Source organism: Aliterella sp. E5.1 (assembly GCF_057473825.1).
In genome coordinates this window covers 1-16,534 of the sequence record NZ_JBYCCV010000005.1, presented here as the reverse complement: position 1 = coordinate 16,534, position 16,534 = coordinate 1, and the positions used below count along the sequence as shown (strand labels likewise).

General features: G+C 42.2%; 22 protein-coding genes, 1 tRNA gene and 1 pseudogene. 8 read left to right on the top strand and 16 right to left on the bottom strand.

Annotation, left to right across the window (positions count from 1 at the left end; all coding sequences use genetic code 11):
• Positions 1-30: 30 nt before the first annotated feature.
• The 5 genes from psbL to AC2VE5_RS03205 form a co-directional block, all read right to left on the bottom strand.
• On the bottom strand, positions 31-153 hold the full coding sequence (gene psbL, locus AC2VE5_RS03225) for a photosystem II reaction center protein PsbL (RefSeq protein WP_009634026.1): 123 nt from the start codon (positions 151-153) through the stop codon (positions 31-33).
• A gap of 9 nt (positions 154-162) precedes the next feature.
• Complete coding sequence (psbF, locus tag AC2VE5_RS03220) at positions 163-291, bottom strand: cytochrome b559 subunit beta (RefSeq protein ID WP_486886341.1); 129 nt, start codon at positions 289-291, stop codon at positions 163-165.
• 6 nt (positions 292-297) lie between these two features.
• Positions 298-546 carry a cytochrome b559 subunit alpha gene (psbE, locus tag AC2VE5_RS03215; protein ID WP_486886340.1) on the bottom strand — a complete coding sequence of 83 codons (249 nt, stop codon included), beginning with the start codon at positions 544-546 and terminating at the stop codon, positions 298-300.
• A gap of 199 nt (positions 547-745) precedes the next feature.
• Entirely contained in the window at positions 746-1,753 is a 1,008-nt protein-coding gene (locus AC2VE5_RS03210) for a photosynthesis system II assembly factor Ycf48 (protein WP_486886339.1), read from the bottom strand.
• A 91-nt stretch (positions 1,754-1,844) separates the two neighbouring features.
• Entirely contained in the window at positions 1,845-2,180 is a 336-nt protein-coding gene (locus AC2VE5_RS03205; protein ID WP_486886338.1) for a rubredoxin, read from the bottom strand.
• Between the two features lie 283 nt (positions 2,181-2,463).
• Between AC2VE5_RS03205 and ndhC the strand changes: the two genes are divergently transcribed.
• From ndhC to AC2VE5_RS03190, 3 genes are read left to right on the top strand one after another with little or no spacing between them, the layout of a single operon-like run.
• The gene (gene ndhC / locus AC2VE5_RS03200) at positions 2,464-2,826 is read left to right on the top strand and encodes a photosynthetic/respiratory NAD(P)H-quinone oxidoreductase subunit C (RefSeq protein ID WP_486886337.1); all 363 of its coding nucleotides are present in this window, start codon (positions 2,464-2,466) and stop codon (positions 2,824-2,826) included.
• Positions 2,817-3,548 carry a photosynthetic/respiratory NAD(P)H-quinone oxidoreductase subunit K gene (gene ndhK / locus AC2VE5_RS03195; protein ID WP_486886336.1) on the top strand — a complete coding sequence of 244 codons (732 nt, stop codon included), beginning with the start codon at positions 2,817-2,819 and terminating at the stop codon, positions 3,546-3,548. The genes ndhC and ndhK overlap by 10 nt, the downstream gene beginning before the upstream one ends.
• 1 nt (position 3,549) lies before the next feature.
• Positions 3,550-4,092, top strand: a complete 543-nt coding sequence (locus AC2VE5_RS03190; protein ID WP_486886335.1) for an NAD(P)H-quinone oxidoreductase subunit J — start codon at positions 3,550-3,552, stop codon at positions 4,090-4,092.
• On the opposite strand, the gene AC2VE5_RS03185 is transcribed toward AC2VE5_RS03190, so the two are convergent.
• Together AC2VE5_RS03185 and AC2VE5_RS03180 are read right to left on the bottom strand one after the other, a co-directional pair.
• Positions 4,089-4,625, bottom strand: coding sequence for a GNAT family N-acetyltransferase (locus AC2VE5_RS03185; protein WP_486886334.1), 537 nt, complete (start codon positions 4,623-4,625; stop codon positions 4,089-4,091). The two genes, AC2VE5_RS03190 and AC2VE5_RS03185, sit on opposite strands and share 4 nt — an antisense overlap.
• Before the next feature lies 1 nt (position 4,626).
• The gene (locus AC2VE5_RS03180) at positions 4,627-5,235 is read right to left on the bottom strand and encodes a MiaE family protein (RefSeq protein ID WP_486886333.1); all 609 of its coding nucleotides are present in this window, start codon (positions 5,233-5,235) and stop codon (positions 4,627-4,629) included.
• 143 nt (positions 5,236-5,378) lie between these two features.
• Between AC2VE5_RS03180 and AC2VE5_RS03175 the strand changes: the two genes are divergently transcribed.
• Positions 5,379-6,119, top strand: a complete 741-nt coding sequence (locus AC2VE5_RS03175) for a metallophosphoesterase family protein (protein ID WP_486886332.1) — start codon at positions 5,379-5,381, stop codon at positions 6,117-6,119.
• Positions 6,120-6,253: 134 nt separating this feature from the next.
• Here AC2VE5_RS03175 and AC2VE5_RS03170 read toward each other — a convergent pair whose 3' ends face one another.
• Both AC2VE5_RS03170 and uvrC read right to left on the bottom strand, forming a co-directional pair.
• Positions 6,254-6,607, bottom strand: coding sequence for a hypothetical protein (locus tag AC2VE5_RS03170; protein WP_486886331.1), 354 nt, complete (start codon positions 6,605-6,607; stop codon positions 6,254-6,256).
• 41 nt (positions 6,608-6,648) lie between these two features.
• A complete protein-coding gene (uvrC, locus tag AC2VE5_RS03165) occupies positions 6,649-8,592 on the bottom strand; it encodes an excinuclease ABC subunit UvrC (RefSeq protein WP_486886330.1) in 1,944 nt (647 codons plus the stop codon).
• Positions 8,593-9,009: 417 nt separating this feature from the next.
• Here uvrC and AC2VE5_RS03160 point away from each other — a divergent pair, with 417 nt between their 5' ends.
• Positions 9,010-9,189 carry a hypothetical protein gene (locus AC2VE5_RS03160; RefSeq protein ID WP_486886329.1) on the top strand — a complete coding sequence of 60 codons (180 nt, stop codon included), beginning with the start codon at positions 9,010-9,012 and terminating at the stop codon, positions 9,187-9,189.
• A gap of 17 nt (positions 9,190-9,206) precedes the next feature.
• On the opposite strand, the gene AC2VE5_RS03155 is transcribed toward AC2VE5_RS03160, so the two are convergent.
• The 5 genes from AC2VE5_RS03155 to AC2VE5_RS03135 all read right to left on the bottom strand — a co-directional run bounded on the left by AC2VE5_RS03155 (position 9,207) and on the right by AC2VE5_RS03135 (position 13,389).
• Complete coding sequence (locus AC2VE5_RS03155; protein ID WP_486886328.1) at positions 9,207-9,641, bottom strand: response regulator; 435 nt, start codon at positions 9,639-9,641, stop codon at positions 9,207-9,209.
• 329 nt (positions 9,642-9,970) lie between these two features.
• Positions 9,971-11,158: an LL-diaminopimelate aminotransferase gene (locus AC2VE5_RS03150; RefSeq protein ID WP_486886327.1), complete on the bottom strand. Its 1,188-nt coding sequence runs from the start codon at positions 11,156-11,158 to the stop codon at positions 9,971-9,973.
• A 71-nt stretch (positions 11,159-11,229) separates the two neighbouring features.
• Complete coding sequence (locus AC2VE5_RS03145; RefSeq protein WP_486886326.1) at positions 11,230-11,562, bottom strand: thioredoxin family protein; 333 nt, start codon at positions 11,560-11,562, stop codon at positions 11,230-11,232.
• A gap of 141 nt (positions 11,563-11,703) precedes the next feature.
• Entirely contained in the window at positions 11,704-12,486 is a 783-nt protein-coding gene (locus AC2VE5_RS03140; protein ID WP_486886325.1) for a PspA/IM30 family protein, read from the bottom strand.
• A 207-nt stretch (positions 12,487-12,693) separates the two neighbouring features.
• Complete coding sequence (locus AC2VE5_RS03135) at positions 12,694-13,389, bottom strand: PspA/IM30 family protein (RefSeq protein WP_486886324.1); 696 nt, start codon at positions 13,387-13,389, stop codon at positions 12,694-12,696.
• A 156-nt stretch (positions 13,390-13,545) separates the two neighbouring features.
• Here AC2VE5_RS03135 and AC2VE5_RS03130 point away from each other — a divergent pair, with 156 nt between their 5' ends.
• Positions 13,546-14,097, top strand: coding sequence for a DciA family protein (locus AC2VE5_RS03130; protein ID WP_486886323.1), 552 nt, complete (start codon positions 13,546-13,548; stop codon positions 14,095-14,097).
• Between the two features lie 505 nt (positions 14,098-14,602).
• Positions 14,603-14,902 (top strand): hypothetical protein, encoded by a 300-nt coding sequence (locus AC2VE5_RS03125; protein ID WP_486886322.1) that lies wholly within the window; start codon positions 14,603-14,605, stop codon positions 14,900-14,902.
• A 178-nt stretch (positions 14,903-15,080) separates the two neighbouring features.
• On the opposite strand, the gene menB is transcribed toward AC2VE5_RS03125, so the two are convergent.
• Positions 15,081-15,914 (bottom strand): 1,4-dihydroxy-2-naphthoyl-CoA synthase, encoded by an 834-nt coding sequence (gene menB, locus AC2VE5_RS03120; RefSeq protein WP_486886438.1) that lies wholly within the window; start codon positions 15,912-15,914, stop codon positions 15,081-15,083.
• A 185-nt stretch (positions 15,915-16,099) separates the two neighbouring features.
• Between menB and AC2VE5_RS03115 the strand changes: the two genes are divergently transcribed.
• Positions 16,100-16,231: transfer RNA gene (locus tag AC2VE5_RS03115), tRNA-OTHER, on the top strand.
• A 104-nt stretch (positions 16,232-16,335) separates the two neighbouring features.
• Here AC2VE5_RS03115 and AC2VE5_RS03110 read toward each other — a convergent pair.
• Positions 16,336-16,534: pseudogene (locus AC2VE5_RS03110) on the bottom strand (hypothetical protein); the annotation flags it as partial.

Genomic DNA, 16,534 nt, shown 5'->3' with positions numbered 1-16,534 from the left:
CCCTTAATAACTAAACCGTAGCCTATTTTATTAGTTAAAGAAATAACTAGAAAACAGGATACCAAGCACGAAAACAAGTAATAAGCCTAAAAACAGCGAAGTGCGGTTTAGTTCAACAGGCTGCCTATTAGGATTCGGTAATCTTTCTGGCATCAGTTTCTCCTATCGTTGAATAAATTGCATAGCCGCGATCGCACCCAAGAAAAATACTGATGGTACAGCAAGAGTGTGAACGGCTATCCAGCGAACTGTAAAAATTGGGTATTGAATTGGTTGATTAGTTTCATTCATGTTAAATTACTTACCGATAAATTTGTCGATTTGTTGTTTGGCCCCGTAGCGATCGCGCACGATGGGCAATTCTTGCCGTCCTTGCGTGTAATATTCGTTTGGTCTAGGCGTACCAAAAGCATCGTAAGCTAGACCTGTTTGGATGAACAACCAGCCAGCAATAAACAATGCTGGAATAGTGATGCTGTGAATCACCCAGTAACGAACGCTAGTAATGATGTCCCCAAATGGACGCTCTCCGGTAACTCCTGACATTCAAGTTTCTCCTTTTCAACAAATATCGATGGTGCGATGAATCACTGAGTATTACTTACCTAAATAATAAAGTAATACCTCTCCATTAAAAGCTAATTTTTTCCAGCCTGATACAACTATTATCCTACGAAACTCACATCAAAACTTATGAGTCGCTGTATCTTTTTTTTATAGGAATATATACCTACAAAATTCAATTTTAAGCTGCTGCTTCAACGGGTGCTTGATATTTTAGTAACACGCCACGCTGACCAATAATAAATCCTTGATCGGGTTTGACAAAAACTATTTTGTACAAATTAGATGGCACATTTTCAATTTCGCGGTCTTTGAGCCAAGTTTTGCCACCATCAAAACTACAGAGCAAATTGCCGCTACCACCAGCCAACCAGATTTCTTCTGGTGTCCGATAAGCTAGGTCAATTAATCCCCAGCTAGTAGAAAACTCTGGATATTGAGCTTCATCCCACTCATCTAGCGTATTTGGCTGACTAAATTGAACTTGACCACCACGCGCTAACATCCACAACCGTCCATCTTTGCCAAAACCCATGTTTTGAACACGCCTTGAGCTATTGCGATTGTGTCCTTGCCAAGCTTCTTGACCAGGTTCCCAAGTAGAATAAAAGTTACCTTTTGCTGAAACTGCTAAGTATTTACCATCATCTGAGCGAGCGATATTCCGCAACACGCCTACGGCTTCTTGAACCATTGCTTTCCAATTTTTGCCGCCATCGGTCGTCCGATAGATAGCGCCAACATCGGTGGTCATCTCTGCGGAATTAGCACCCAAAGCAATAATAGTATCTGGCTTACCTGGCAATTTTTCACTTAAAGGAATTCGCGACCAAGATTTACCTTTATCGGTAGTATGGAGCAGTATAGAAGGTTCTCCAACGATCCAGCCTTCGTCGCCATCAAAACTTACAGAAGTAAATAGATTATTTTTTTCGTCTAAGTTTAGGCTAACTTGCTGCCAAGATTCGCCGCCGTCGTGGGTTTCTAAAATTGTTGACTTGCTACCGACAAGCCAGCCGTGCAGGGTGTCGTCTGTAAAAGTGATATCTTGAAAATTAGCTTCTGATGGTACAGTCAGTACTTGCCAGGGGTTGTGATCGAGGGTCGCTACACTACTACAACCGATACATAGTACGACAACTGCCAAAAGTACGACAACTCGTTGCCAAAGTTTGAAAAATGAAAGCATTAGTATTTGTCAGGTTTATTGAAAAAAATTAATTGCAGTATGCGATCGCAATTATTAAGTAAAATCGTAACTTTACTTAATAATTGGGTAGTTATTGTAACCCGTATAAACTGAGAAAAAATAATACGCCCAAAGCCAAACCGCCAAAAATCAGTAAATTCTTTTGCGCTGGCGTTAGTTTATTTACACCCAATCCAAAGCTAAGATTTTCTTGGAAACCCGACGCTGTGCCTGATGGACCAATATTCTCAAACTGAGAAGTTCTCACACCACACACCGGACATCGCCAAGAGCTAGGCAATTGCGTAAAAGGCGTTCCGGGATCGATAGGGTGTTTGCTGTCTCCCTTATCCGGTTCGTAAACGTAGCCACAGGCACGGCATTCATAGCGGTCTAGCACTTTAGTTTCAACAGCAGGGTCGCTCATGGCTTAGATGGTAAATTGTAGACCAGTTGCTTAAATATCTGTTAAAAATTATGACATAGGGCGCAGCTTTTCAAATAAATCAATTAACGATTCTTCCGCTTTGCCTAGAAAGTTGTTCAGTTGGTAGGCGATCGCTCCTTGTAAACATTATTTTTTTCTATAGTCACCAAAAGCTAACCAAATAAAGCCAACTACTTGTTTTTCCGGCAGTGGTGACAACTAGCTCGATATACTGGTACAAGTAAGTAACAAAAATATTTACAAAATAGAGCGGTAATTATAAGTGTTTGTCCTCAGTGGTTATGAATATTTACTAGGCTTCATCTTAGTCTGTAGCCTGGTTCCCGCCCTAGCACTCTCCGCGTCTAAACTGCTCCGCCCTAGTGGTCGCAGCCCCGAACGACGCACTACTTACGAGTCGGGTATGGAACCCTTTGGCGGCGCTTGGATTCAGTTCAACATCCGCTACTATATGTTCGCGCTGGTTTTCGTCATTTTTGATGTAGAAACCGTATTTCTTTATCCTTGGGCTGTAGCTTTTAACCGCCTGGGACTTTTGGCATTTGTGGAAGCTTTGATTTTTATTGCAATTCTTGTGATTGCCCTTGTTTATGCTTGGCGTAAAGGAGCTTTAGAATGGTCTTGAATACTAATAAGACACCCAATACTAACGAGCAGCAAGAGCGAATTATTAACCCGATCGATCGCTCTACCGTTACTCAAGATCTCTCAGAAAATGTCATTCTCACTACCGTAGATGACCTCTACAATTGGTCGAAACTTTCGAGTTTATGGCCCTTACTATTTGGTACTGCCTGTTGTTTTATTGAATTTGCAGCGCTCATCGGTTCGCGGTTTGATTTTGACCGTTTTGGTCTAATTCCGCGTTCTAGCCCCCGGCAAGCCGATCTAATCATCACTGCGGGAACAATCACAATGAAGATGGCTCCCCAGTTGGTACGGCTTTACGAGCAAATGCCCGATCCCAAGTATGTAATCGCCATGGGTGCTTGCACAATTACCGGGGGAATGTTTAGCGTCGATTCGCCTACCGCCGTCAGAGGTGTAGATAAGCTAATTCCTGTAGATGTTTATTTGCCTGGTTGTCCGCCCCGCCCCGAAGCAATTATTGATGCAATTATTAAATTGCGGAAAAAAATTAGCAACAATTCCATTCAAGAGCGCGGTCAAATTCAGCAAATTCATCGCTACTACAGCACTACCCACAATATGAAGGTAGTTGATTCAGTATTGACAGGAAAGTATTTGCAGTCAGCAACTCGCACCACCGCACCAAAAGAATTGAGGGAAGGAATGGGAATGCCTGTAGCCCCAGCTTTACAGCAAACAGAGAAGGAGCAGGCATAAAATGGCTGAGGAATCAACACCAGAACAAACCCAAGAAACACCTACGGCGGAAGCATCTCAGTTAGTAGAAGCTGGTAAAACATCTCAGTGGTTAACAAAAAATGGTTTTGCCCATGAGGCGATAGAACGCGATCGCAGTGGGACAGAAATTATCAAAGTTGACCGTGAGTATTTACTACCAGTTGCTACGGCGCTTTATGCTTACGGCTATAATTACTTGCAATTTCAGTGCGGCTACGATTTAGGCGCTGGACAAGATTTGGTTAGCGTCTATCACTTAATTAAAGTCAGCGATAACGCCGATCGCCCGGAAGAAGTGCGCGTTAAGGTTTTTTTACCGCGAACAGATCCTAGAGTGCCTTCGGTATACTGGATTTGGAAAACTGCCGACTTCCAAGAGCGAGAAACCTTTGATATGTTGGGGATTGTCTACGAAGGACACCCGAACTTGAAGCGGATTTTGATGCCGGAAGATTGGGTTGGTTGGCCGTTGCGGAAAGATTACATTTCCCCGGACTTTTACGAGTTGCAAGACGCTTTTTAGCTTCCTAACGATTTGAAATAAACGCGAAGCCCTGCGTGCGCGCTTGCGCTATCGCATCTTGGAGTTTCTACACCTTCTGTAAGCAAATAACCGCTAGTCTCGTACAGTTTTACGGCTTCGGCTAAAACACTAGCGGTTTCTATCCAGATTTGTTCAAAACCACGTCTGGCGATCGCTTTTTCTAATTTTTGCAACAAATATCTTCCCAATCCCTTCCCTCTAGCTATTGGTAACAGGTACATTTTGCGAATTTCTACGGCATTGTTACCGCGACTTGTAGGGTAATATGCCCCCGTCCCGACGATGATATTTTGCCGTTCAATTACCCAAAATTCGCCCCCAGTGGCTAAATAACATTCTTCTACCTCAATTACATCTCGATCTGCATCTTTTGGCTCCCAAGGTAAACCGTAATCGGCAAATACCGAACGAATTACCTCAGATGCGGAAGTGCGAACCCCTGTGTGCGCGCTTCCGCTATCGCGCGTTTGCCAATTGCGAATTACAAAGTCTTGGTATTGAGATCGAACCATCTTAACTATGAATCCTTGGTTCAAAGTGAAGCGTTGCAAGGGTTTTGCTCTCAAAAATGGCTAATTCTTCTCGTCTTTGGCTGACAATTTTACTATCAAAATAGGTATCCGCTAAAAGCCAGTAAATACCGTAATGCCGGGCTTCCGATGCCATTAAACCGCGATAAAATTGAGAGAGTTCGGGATGGGGACAATGTTCGGCTAATAAGCCCAGTCGCTCGTGACTGCGGGCTTCAATTAAACCTGAAACTAGCAACGAATCTAATAAGCGATTCGGTTCTTGATGGCGGATTTGGGTTTTTAACTTCGCACCGTAAGGCGGCGACGAGAGATACCCTAAAGGAATGCCCCGTTTTTCTAGCCATTGGTTGACTTGCTCAAAGTGTTCTAACTCCTCACGGGCGATCGCTGTAAGTTTGCGGACTAAGAGGGTATTTGAGGGATAGCGGAACATCAAGTTTAAGGCAACACCCGCCGCTTTGCGTTCGCAGTGCGAATGATCGATCAAAATAATGTCCAAGTTTGCGATCGCTTGTTCTACCCATTCCCAGCGCGTCGGCTGCTTAAGGGCGTTAATTGTCGCTGTTGCTTGAGATACATTTACTGTCATAAATATTAAAAATTGTATATCAAATTATTAAGACGGAATTACAATTAAGGGTAGTAGGCTTGATTTATTTATTTCCAGAATTTAAGTTAAACAAGTTGTAGTAATAATATTCAGTAATTTTTAAAACTAAGGATCGAATTGTAATGCAGGAAACGAGTCATCGCCGTATCGTCATTGGGGATGTACACGGTCACTATAACGGGTTAATGGGGTTATTGGAAGCGATCGCCCCTGGTAAAGAAGATGAAATCTATTTTATCGGCGACTTAATCGACAGAGGACCGCAAAGCTCGAAAGTAGTAGAGTTTGTCAAACAAAACGCTAATGGTTGTATATTGGGCAATCACGAGCAGATGCTACTTGACGTTGTAAGCGGCGGTGCAATGTCTGCCCAAGTACAACAGTCATGGCTTTATAGTGGCGGCTATGCAACTATTACCAGCTACCCAGATTCGACCATTCCCGAAGAACATTTGGAATGGATGAAAAACTTGCCTATTTACTTAGATTTAGGCGATGTTTTATTAGTTCATGCTGGGGTTGACCCCAAAATGCCCTTAGAAGCCCAATCTTCCGATCAGCTTTGCTGGATACGAGATGAATTTCACAGCATGGAAACACCTTACTTTAGCGATAAGTTAATTGTGATTGGTCATACGATTACTTTTACTCTCCCTGGGGTTGTGCCAGGGAAACTTGCTCAAGGACAAGGTTGGGTTGATATCGATACTGGCGCTTATCACCCTAAAAGCGGTTGGTTGACGGGATTTGATATTACAAACAATCAAGTATACCAATTCAACGTTCATCAGCAGCGCAGCCGGATTTTGACGTTGAAAGAAGCAGTCACAAGTATTGAACCATCAAAAATTAAACGCCGTTAAGGCGAACTTTTAATTTAAGGGAAGCAAATATTTATATTGTGATCGCTAATTAGTCAGACTGTAAGCTAGTTTACTTATGCGTGAGAGAAGATAATGCTTGACGATAATATCTCCGCAGAAACTAAAAGAAAGCTTTACGAGCGTCTAGTTGGCTTAGGAATGTTGAATGAGTGCTGGTTAGACATTCCTACAAGCTCGATTTTGCCTAACTTGCGATTGATAAATTCTTGGGTGTCTACTCGCTTAGTCATACCATCAACTTTTTCTGCTAAGACTTTAATTTCCCCTGTTAAAGAATTCTCCACTCTCGTTAAATCTGTTCTCAATCTGCCAAAATCCTCAGATACTTTTATTTTAAAGTAGCTAAGGTCTTCAGCCACCTTAACAATCTTGCCATCTAGCTTGTCTATCTTGGTTTCTAGCTTATCGAACCTGCCATCTAGCCTAGTTAGTATTTCTTTCAAATCGTAGTCAATTGTATTAGTCATTTAATTTACTGTTTTGAGTACGAATAGATAGTAATTTCATATTACGCAGGATGAAAGTAATTGTAGATTTCTTGGGCTAAATGCGAGCCAATCCCTGGCGCGTCAGCTAATTGCTGCGGTGTAGCTTGACGAATATAATCAACAGATCGAAAATGCGCGAGTAATTGCTTTTGTCTGTGGTATCCCAAACCAGGAATATCATCTAAACGCGATCGCTTTAATTTATCGCTTCTCTGCTGCCTGTGGAACGTGACAGCAAACCTATGGGCTTCATCCCGCAATCGTCGCAATAACTGCACTCCTGGCTGCTCTGCTTGGGTTTCCACAGGCTTAGATTCCCCTGGTAAAAATATCTCCTCTCGCTGCTTTGCCAGACTAACTACGTGCAAATCTTCTAGCAAATTTAGCTCTTGCAACACTGCTACTACCGATGACAATTGCCCCTTACCGCCATCAATCATCACTAAATCGGGCCAATCGGGATTCCCGACTCGCGCTAGTTGTGGATCTTCAGCATATTTGCGGAAACGTCGCCCAATAACCTCCGCCAGACTTGCAAAGTCGTCGGAATGTCCAGCAGTAACGGTAGGATTTTTAATTTTGTAATGACGATAGTATTGCTTGGCAGGCAATCCGTCTATAAATACTACCTGGGACGCAACAGCATTTGCGCCTTGAATATGGGAAATATCGTAACCTTCAATGCGGCGTGGTAATTCAGGTAAGTCTACAATTGCTGCCAAGTCTTCCATTGCTTGGGAATTAGCATCGCTTAATTTCTGCGTCCGCGCTAATTCGTATTCTGCATTGCGTTCGACCATTTCAATCAATTCTGCCTTCGTCGAACGCTGGGGAGTGAGTATTGCCACTTTTCGCCCTTTGACTTCGCTCAATACTTCAGCCAGTAGCTCAGTTTGTGGCAACTCGTGCTGGACTAATATCTCTGTCGGAATCTCTACAGAATCCGCCGTCTGATAATGTTCCTCCAATACTCTTTGCAAAATAGCTCCCGCATCTGCATGGTTATCAGCGACAAAACCTAGTCGTCCTACCAATTTTCCCGCCCGAATTTGAAATAATTGAATGCAGGCGTGCTGGTCGTTTGCAGCTAAAGCGATCGCATCTCTCGACACGGTATCATCGGGCAAGGAGACTTTTTGATTGGCATTGAGCGACTTTAACCCGGCAATTTGGTCGCGGATGCGGGCGGCAGATTCAAAGTTCATTTCCTCGGCGGATTTTTGCATCTGCTCGATTAATATATCAATCAATTCTTGGCTTCGCCCTTGAAATACCATTGCTACTTTCTGCACGGTTTTTCGGTATTCTTCAGGGGTAATTAATTTTTGACATACCCCAGGACAACGCCCCAAATCGTAGTTGAGACAAGGGCGATCTTTAAATAATGGCTGCGGACGTTGCTTGAGGGCGAAAATACGCTTAGCTATGCGTAGTATGCTCCGCAATAGCCCCGCATCGGTATAAGGACCGTAAAACTTATCTTTTTCTTTACCTACACGGCGGTTGCGAGTAATAAAAATGCGTGGGTATTCTTCTGACCAAGTAATGCAGACATAGGGATATTTTTTATCGTCCTTAAGTAAGACATTAAAGTACGGCTGGTGCTGCTTAATTAAATTTGCTTCTAGAGCTAAAGCCTCAGCTTCGGTATCGGTGACAATAAATTCAATTTCTGTTACTTGCCTAACCATCATCGCAATGCGATCGCTCAATTTTTGCGCTTGCCTAAAATACGAACTGACGCGCGATCGCAAGGAACGCGACTTGCCTATATATATAATGCGATCACTGAAGTCGCGCATTATATATATTCCAGGTTCTCTAGGAATTTCCTTAAGACGAGCGGCTAGGCGTTCTCGATCTTTTACAAGGGGTAAGCTGACTGTTTCCTTGATTGCTTTTTTTGCTGGTGTTGTCTCTGTGGGGAACTGTTCTGGTACTTCCAAAGTCTGTATTTTTGTCATCGCGTTACGCCCATTACCATTAATAGCAGCATTTGCTTTTTGCTCTAGCCTGAGTGCGAAAAGTCTATCCAACGCTAAAAGACGGTTTTTCGCTTCTTTGCCGCCCTTAAATTACTACTGCTTCTTATTCTTAATTCTACTTTGGCTCCCAGGCATCAGACAGCTTTGGAGTTGCAAGTATCGCATTTGTTTCCTTTTCAGTTTAGGTTTGAGTGCAAACACTTAAACTTTTTATTTGAAGGTGCTAAAATATACACTTGCACTTTTATGAAGATGCTGTCAATTTTTTGATTTTTAAGATGAAATTATGGCAATTAAGCTTAATTGTTCTGTTTTTTCAGACTAGATTAGTTAAAGAGTTAAAAATAAAAGTTTCTGCTCTTTCAGAGACTTAACAAAATATTATTGGTTACGAATATGAATTTAGATGAATTTGAAAATCAGTATCGCCGCGCCCTTGATACCAACCTTAATCGACTGCAAACAGCAGTTTTATTAATTGCTCAGTTAGAAACTATTGTTACTGATGTTGGTCAAGATTTGCAAAACCTGACATTAACTTTTGAAGAGTATATAAACGAGCAAAGAGCAAAATAAATTTTACTCAAACTTTATTAAACAACCCGAATGGCTATTTCTCGATCGATAGCTTGTCTCAAATCGATCAGGTTAACTGGTTTAATAAAATACTGACACGCCCCTAAATTAAAAGCACGTTGACGGTCGGATCTAAAAGCAAAAGCAGAAACAATAATTACAGGAATATTCTGCCACAGCAAATTTTGCTGGAGTTGCTCTAATAAAGTATATCCGTCTATGTCTGGCAACTTCAAATCCAGTAAAATCAAGTGAGGCTGAAAGGTCGCTATTTCATCAAAAAAATTAGCACCACAAGCCAAACTAACTACTTGATAACCGTAAAAACTTAAATAGTCATTTAACATTAATCGATTTAGATGATTGTCCTCAACGATTAGCAAACGTTTTGGAGCAGTATTTGGGGGTGAATCTACACCAGATTCTACGTTTATACTTCTTCTACTATTCACGAGTTTGTTAGTTATGGAACTCGATTAAAAAAGGCATCGAGAGTTTTATCTGTAAACTCATTGAGCGCTAGATTGTAATTTTAAAGTTGAATTTTATTTAACAACCATAACATAATTTTGTAAATGTTATTTGTAACGCCTACGACTAAATTAAGACATCAAACTTCAAACACATCTTTTTAATGGAAGTGGTTGAATCAACAAATAAGTTGCCGATATTTAGAGGAAGCTGAGGCTGGGCAGCTCCACAAAAAAGTTAAATTCTTGAATGAATTGTTCCGCTTTACGCCTCTAAATTTCTACTGATTAATCTTTGAAAAAATCAAATTCTAAAGATGAAAAGATTTCCTAGGATTAAGAACTTCAGCTATTTTGCTGGCGGCGACTTTTAGAATAGCTGGCTCGTGAACTAAAGCAAACCTTACGTAGCCTTCGCCAAATTTCCCAAAGCCCGCGCCTGGAGAAGCCGCAACTCCGGTAGTTTCTACTAGATGGGTGCAAAAATCGATAGAATTATCAGCCCAAGGAGCGGGTAGCTTTGCCCAAATGTACATAGTGGCGGCGGGAGTAGGAACTTGCCAGCCAATTTGTTGCAAAGCAGCAATGAAAGTATCTCGACGCTGACGGAAGGTGTCATTAGTAGCTTTAACCCCTGCTTGAGAGCCTGATAAAGCAGCGATCGCACCATTCAATATACCTTGATACTGATTGAAGTCAACGGCAGCCTTTACTTGCCGGAGAACTCTAATCAGTTGGGAATTCCCAATGGCATAGCCAACTCTAAAACCGCCCATATTGTAAGACTTGGACAGAGTAAAAAACTCAATGGAGACACTTTTATCAGGATCTGCTTGCAAAATGGAGGGTGCTACTTGCTCGTCAAACACTAAGTCAACGTAAGGAAAATCATGGACTAAAACTAAATTATGCTGCTGACAAAAAGCTACAGCTTTTTGAAAAAAAGCTAAGGGCGCGATCGCACTGGTGGGATTATGAGGATAGCTAAGTACCATCATTTTCGATTGAGCGAGAACTGTGGCAGGAATGTCCTCAAATACTGGTAAAAAAGCATTTTCAGCGCGTAAGGGCATAGGATAGATTTGCCCGCTAGCTAGATAAACGCCACCCGCGTGAGAAGGGTAGCCAGGATCGAGTAGTAAAGCAAAATCTCCAGGGTTGAGGATAGCTAGCGGTAAATGGGCTGTACCTTCTTGGGAGCCAATTAGAGGCAACACCTCAGTTTCTGGATCGACAGCAATGCCAAACTTTTGCTCGTACCAACTAGCTGCCGCTTGACGGAATTTTTGCGTCCCATTAAATAGCAAGTAACCGTGAGTGCTGGGATCTTGCAACGATTGAGCAATGGCGGCGATCGCGTGCGGCGCTGTTGCTAAGTCAGAAGAACCCAAGGAGAGATCGATTACCTCTTTTCCCGCCGCCCTAGCTTTTGCCTTCGCCCTGTCCATATCAGCGAACACATTAGCTTGCAGGAAATCTATTCGTTTAGCAAATTCCATTTCTTAAAACAATGTTATCAATTGAACAAATTATTAATTAAGGGCGAGGACGCTTTGAGAAAACTCGATTATCAAGGTTGTTGAATGTAAGGATCGAGAAAACTAATTAATTTTGGTTTAGCGATCGCGCCTTCAGAGGAGGCGATTAGCTGAGATCCTTGGAATAGTCGCAGCGCGGGTACACCTTCCACCTGGTACTGCTTAACAGTAACTTGATTGGGGTCTACTTCCATTTTGACTACTTTGAGGCGACTGCTGTAGTTTTCGGCTGCCCAGTCGATAACAGGAGACATCAAACGACAAGGACCGCACCAAGCTGCCCAAAAATAGACTAAGACTGGCTGACTTGCTTGGATTACTTCGGTGTCAAATTCTGGATCGTTAATGGCGATCGCGTTACTCATAAAATTTATTCTTTAAGCTTTTTCTACAATAAACCGAACTGACGGCTAAAAATCATTACTTTCTATGCCCAAAGCACTCTAATAGACCAATTGCTAGTAACGATCTATCAGAGTGCTGATGTGGTTTTGAGTATGGGCAGCTTAAAGATTATCTAACTGCTTGCGTAACTGGTCTAATTCCGCATCTACAACCTCGTTAGATTTTGGGTTAGATACTGGCTCGGTTGCTTGGGGAAGTGAGGGCGTACTAGATGATGTAGCAGGACCTAAAGACATCTGAGCTTTGAGGGCGGCTAATTCATCATCTACACCGCTACCTGATTCTAGCTGGGCAAATTGGCTTTCTAAATCCGAGCCTACCAATTCTTGAGCCGACTGCGCGCGGGCTTCTTGCATCAATACTTTTTCTTCCATCCGCTCAAAAGCTGCCATCGCGCTGCTGGTTCCCAGTCTACCTACCGTGCTTTGTAGTTGTTCTTGGGCTTTAGCCGCACTAATTCGGGCTTTGAGCATATCTTTTTTAGTTTTTGCCTCAGAAATTTTGCTTTCTAAGCCAATTAAGCTGCGCTTGAGGGTGTCAATTTGACCTACTTGAGAATCCAAGTTAGTTTTGAGGCTGGTTGCCGTTTCACTAAAACTTTTTTTCCGCTCCAAAGCTTGACGGGCAAGAGCTTCGTCACCTTTTTGCAAGGCTAATTGGGCGTTGCGCTGCCACTTATTGGCTTCATTTTGAGCTTGATTGTACTGCTGTTCCGAGCGTTTTTGAGCAGCGATCGCTTGAGCAACACCTTGGCGCAATTGTACTAGGTCTTCCTGCATTTCCAGGATAGACTGCTCTAACATTTTTTCTGGGTCTTCAGCATTGCTGACCATATCGTTCAGGTTTGATCTGACCACTCGGCTAATGCGATCGAATAATCCCATAACTATTATTAATTCCGTTTCAGGTTTACAAGGGTTTGTGGAGATTGACAAGGCTACTTGAATGCCTAGTTTAGTTCAACCAACGAGCTTGTGGGGTTATTTTTAACATAAGCTCAATTTTTTACTTTTGCTATAAGCAAGAGCAATTTTTAAGCAATTTTTCCTACTAGCTATATTAACAATTCTGCTATCGCTTTAGCGGTGAAACTAGGAGGGAGGCAACTGGGCGGTGTTTGGGTTGCTACCGGGAAGAATTTGGGCTTTCATCGCTGCAAGTTCCGCATCTACGTCACTGGTAACGGCTAGAGAGTTGAATTGTTTTTGCAAGTCGTCTGTGCCTAGTTCCGCGATCGCCTCTGATTGTGCTTCTAGTTGCAATACTTTTTCTTCCATTTGCGCGAAGGCATTTAAGGAACTACTGGTATTAACTCCTCCTAGCATCTCATTTAATCTTTGCGAAGCTGTCGCCGAACGCGCTCTAGCGATATACATATCTTTTTTTGTTTTTAGTTCGCCAATTTTTAATTCTAGAGTTTGCATATCTTTTTTTATTCGATTAACTACGCTGCTTTGCTCGCTCAATTGAGCTTTGAGGGCTGTAGCTGTTTCTTGGTAAGACTTGCGCTTAGTTAGAGCTTCTTTTGCTAAAATTTCATTACCTTGATTCAAGGCTAGTTGAGCGCGGTTGTACCAGTCTTGAGCGAGAGAATCTGCTTGACTTGCTTGCCGTTCGGTACGTTTTTGAGTAGCGATCGCACTAGCTACCGCTTGCCGCAGTTGGACTAGATCCTCTTGCATTTCGGCAACAGTTTGTTCGAGAACTTTTTCTGGATCTTCGGCGTTGCTGACTAAATCATTAGTGTTAGCGCGAATTACTCGTTTGATGCGGTCAATCAGTCCCATGATGGCAGTCCCTTCACGTTGCTATTAGCACCAACTGCTGGCGATCGCCCTTTACCGCAATTAGGCTAACTATATTAAGTAGAATCATTTGGGCAATTAAATTTATGGTATCGCTTCCTTTGATCATGTGATCGCTCTCCAACTCTAAATAATGTTATGTCATTCAAATCAATCGATCAGATTTTAGCTATTGCTTTTGCGCAAAGCCGCCTGCAACAGCAGCCTTTTCAAGTTACGTTGCAATATTGGTCGGAAATTGTCGGACAAGCTGTCGCCCCTCATACGCAATTGCTGTCGATTCAAAAAAATGTTTTGTGGGTGGCGACTTCCAGCGCTGCTTGGGCACAAACTTTGACGATGGAGCGATCGCGCATCTTAGCTAAGTTGAATGTTTATTTACCTAGTCCCTTGACCGATATTCGCTTTTCTACGGCGCAATGGCAGCGCCCTGAAACCATTGCTAGAGATCGGGCGATTTCTGATAATTTTTTTGGTGGCGCTCATCCTAGTGTTGTAACCCCAACAAATTTAAGCTCAGTCAAGCCACCCAAATGCAAAGATGCTCAGGCAGCTTTTAGCCAGTGGGTAAAAACGACGCAGCAGAAAAATCATAACTTACCTCTTTGTCCTCAATGTCAAGCTCCTACACCTCCAGGCGAACTACAACGGTGGAAAGTTTGTTGTATTTGCGCTGTTAAAAAGTTTTGAGTGCAAACAGGTACTTCTCGATCAATTGGCAAGTATTCCTCAAGAATTACCTTAATTATTTATTTATTTTTCACTATCAGTAAACTTACTGAATTTATAATTTGAAATAGCAATTACTCAAAATTTACCTCCCAGAAAACACGGAGAAACAGTGGGCTTTTCAGTATTTCTGCCCTCAGAGAATACATAATTTTCTTTGATATAAGCTTAAAATTACTCTTTTTTGATATAGTTTTTTAGTAAATTGCAGCCAATGCCACAGCAAATGGCAACTGTTTAGCTTTGATCCCCGAATTAGAGGCTCTAATATTACTAGCTAGATTAAATATTTTGTATCAAAACATTAATAAAAATCCCTAAATATCGTAACAATCTAAAGAAAGTATGAAGTTAATTTTGCTTAGGGATCGCTACAAACGTTACCTCATAATACTTTGATAAAGAAAGAGTGGTTTCTACCTAGAAGCAAAATAGAAGTCATAGATACTTCTTCAATAAGACTTTTATGAAAACCACAAATCTCCTTGTATCTGCCTGCCGTTACTGCCGTTATTACAAATCAGAAGGAAGACGTGGTGGTACCTGTCAATTGATGGATGTCTCAGTTCACGGTGGCTGGAAAGCTTGTGCTTTGGCGATCCCCGCCTTTGCTCCCTCTTGGGAAAATCTAGAAGATATGATGAATTTGCCCGATGCAATGCCAGCCCTAACCGAAGTTCGTCCTTTAGTTTGTAATCTAGAATCTGAAGAAGTAAGTATTTCTACAACAAATACGCTATTAGATAGATGTAGTGCCAGCGCATAGGATACTAAGGACAAAGAATGTATTTTGGTCTGCTCAAAGTCTTTGATTTGCTACGTTTGTATACTGACATTAAATTCAAATTAAAATCGCACCTGTAATTAATTACAAGTGCGATTTTTGATTGAGCTATTAGTTATAAAATTGTTTTCTTCAGCAGCTAGTTTTTAAGAGCTTTCGTTCAAGGTAACCAGGGAAAGGAGCGAAAGTTAGGGGGGCGTTTTTCTAAAAATGCTTGTTTGCCTTCAGCCCCTTCTTGGGTCATGTAATAAAGCATAGTGGCATTACCTGCTAGTTCTTGCAATCCCGCTTGTCCATCGCAATCGGCGTTAAAAGCAGACTTCAAACAGCGAATTGCGATCGGGCTTTTTTCTAATATTTCCTTTGCCCATTGGATGCCTTCTATTTCTAATTGTTCCACTGGGACGATGCAATTGACTAAACCCATTTCCAAAGCTTGGGCGGCGGTGTATTGGCGACAGAGATACCAAATTTCCCGCGCCTTTTTTTGCCCGACAATCCGCGCCAGATAACTAGCGCCAAACCCACCATCAAAACTACCAACTTTGGGACCAGTTTGCCCAAATATGGCATTATCGGCAGCAATAGTTAGATCGCAAATTAGATGTAAAACGTGACCACCACCGATCGCATATCCCGCTACTAAGGCAATAATAACTTTGGGCATAGAACGAATTAGGCGTTGCAAGTCTAAGACATTGAGGCGAGGAATACCATCATCATCTATATATCCCGCATCGCCGCGCACGCTTTGATCGCCGCCAGAACAAAAGGCGTATTTGCCATCGGTATGAGGTCCATTGCCAGTAAATAGGACTACACCAATACTTGTATCTTCTCTAGCATCAACGAACGCATCATATAGTTCAAACACCGTTTTTGGGCGGAAGGCGTTGCGCTTGTGGGGGCGATTGATGGTAATTTTGGCGATGCCATCAGCTTTGTGATAGAAGATGTCTTCGTAGGTTTTGGCGGTTTCCCAAGTAATTGTCATAGTAAGTGCGGCTTCTTGTTTTGGCTTGAAAATTTTAACGTGCGTAGCGACTTTGAGCCAAAAACCTAAAATTATTGCCCCAACTGTTGACATCTAAAAATACATATACTACATTTGTAGTACAAAACGATTCACCAAGATTTTGGCGCAACGATTGATATTTAAAGATGATGATTTAATTACTTGTGGCAGGTAGCTCAATTGGTAGAGCGCCAATTTTTGCCTGAAAAGGACGCAGAATTGAGGGTTATCGCTATTAACGAAAAAAAACCTTAATTCGCCGGGGGTGCGGGTTCAATTCCCGCTCTGCTACACCAAAAACCAAATACTTGTGGCGGGTAGCTCATTGGTAGAGCGCTAAAACATCCTTGCTCCTAACTTGTCTGCAAAGACCGAAGAATTGAGGGTTATCGACTTCATACTAAGTTGCGATCAGAGGTAGTAATTGAAGGTGAGGAAAGAAAGTCATAGAGCGCAGGCGCTCACTATTAGCAGAAAGTTCAAGTAAGCCTTGGCAAAGTACATCTTCTACTTGTTCAAGGGAGGAAAAGGCTTGATTATAAAAGTTGTTTTCTCGAATATCTTCCCAGATATGTTCAACAGGCATTAACTCTGGACTA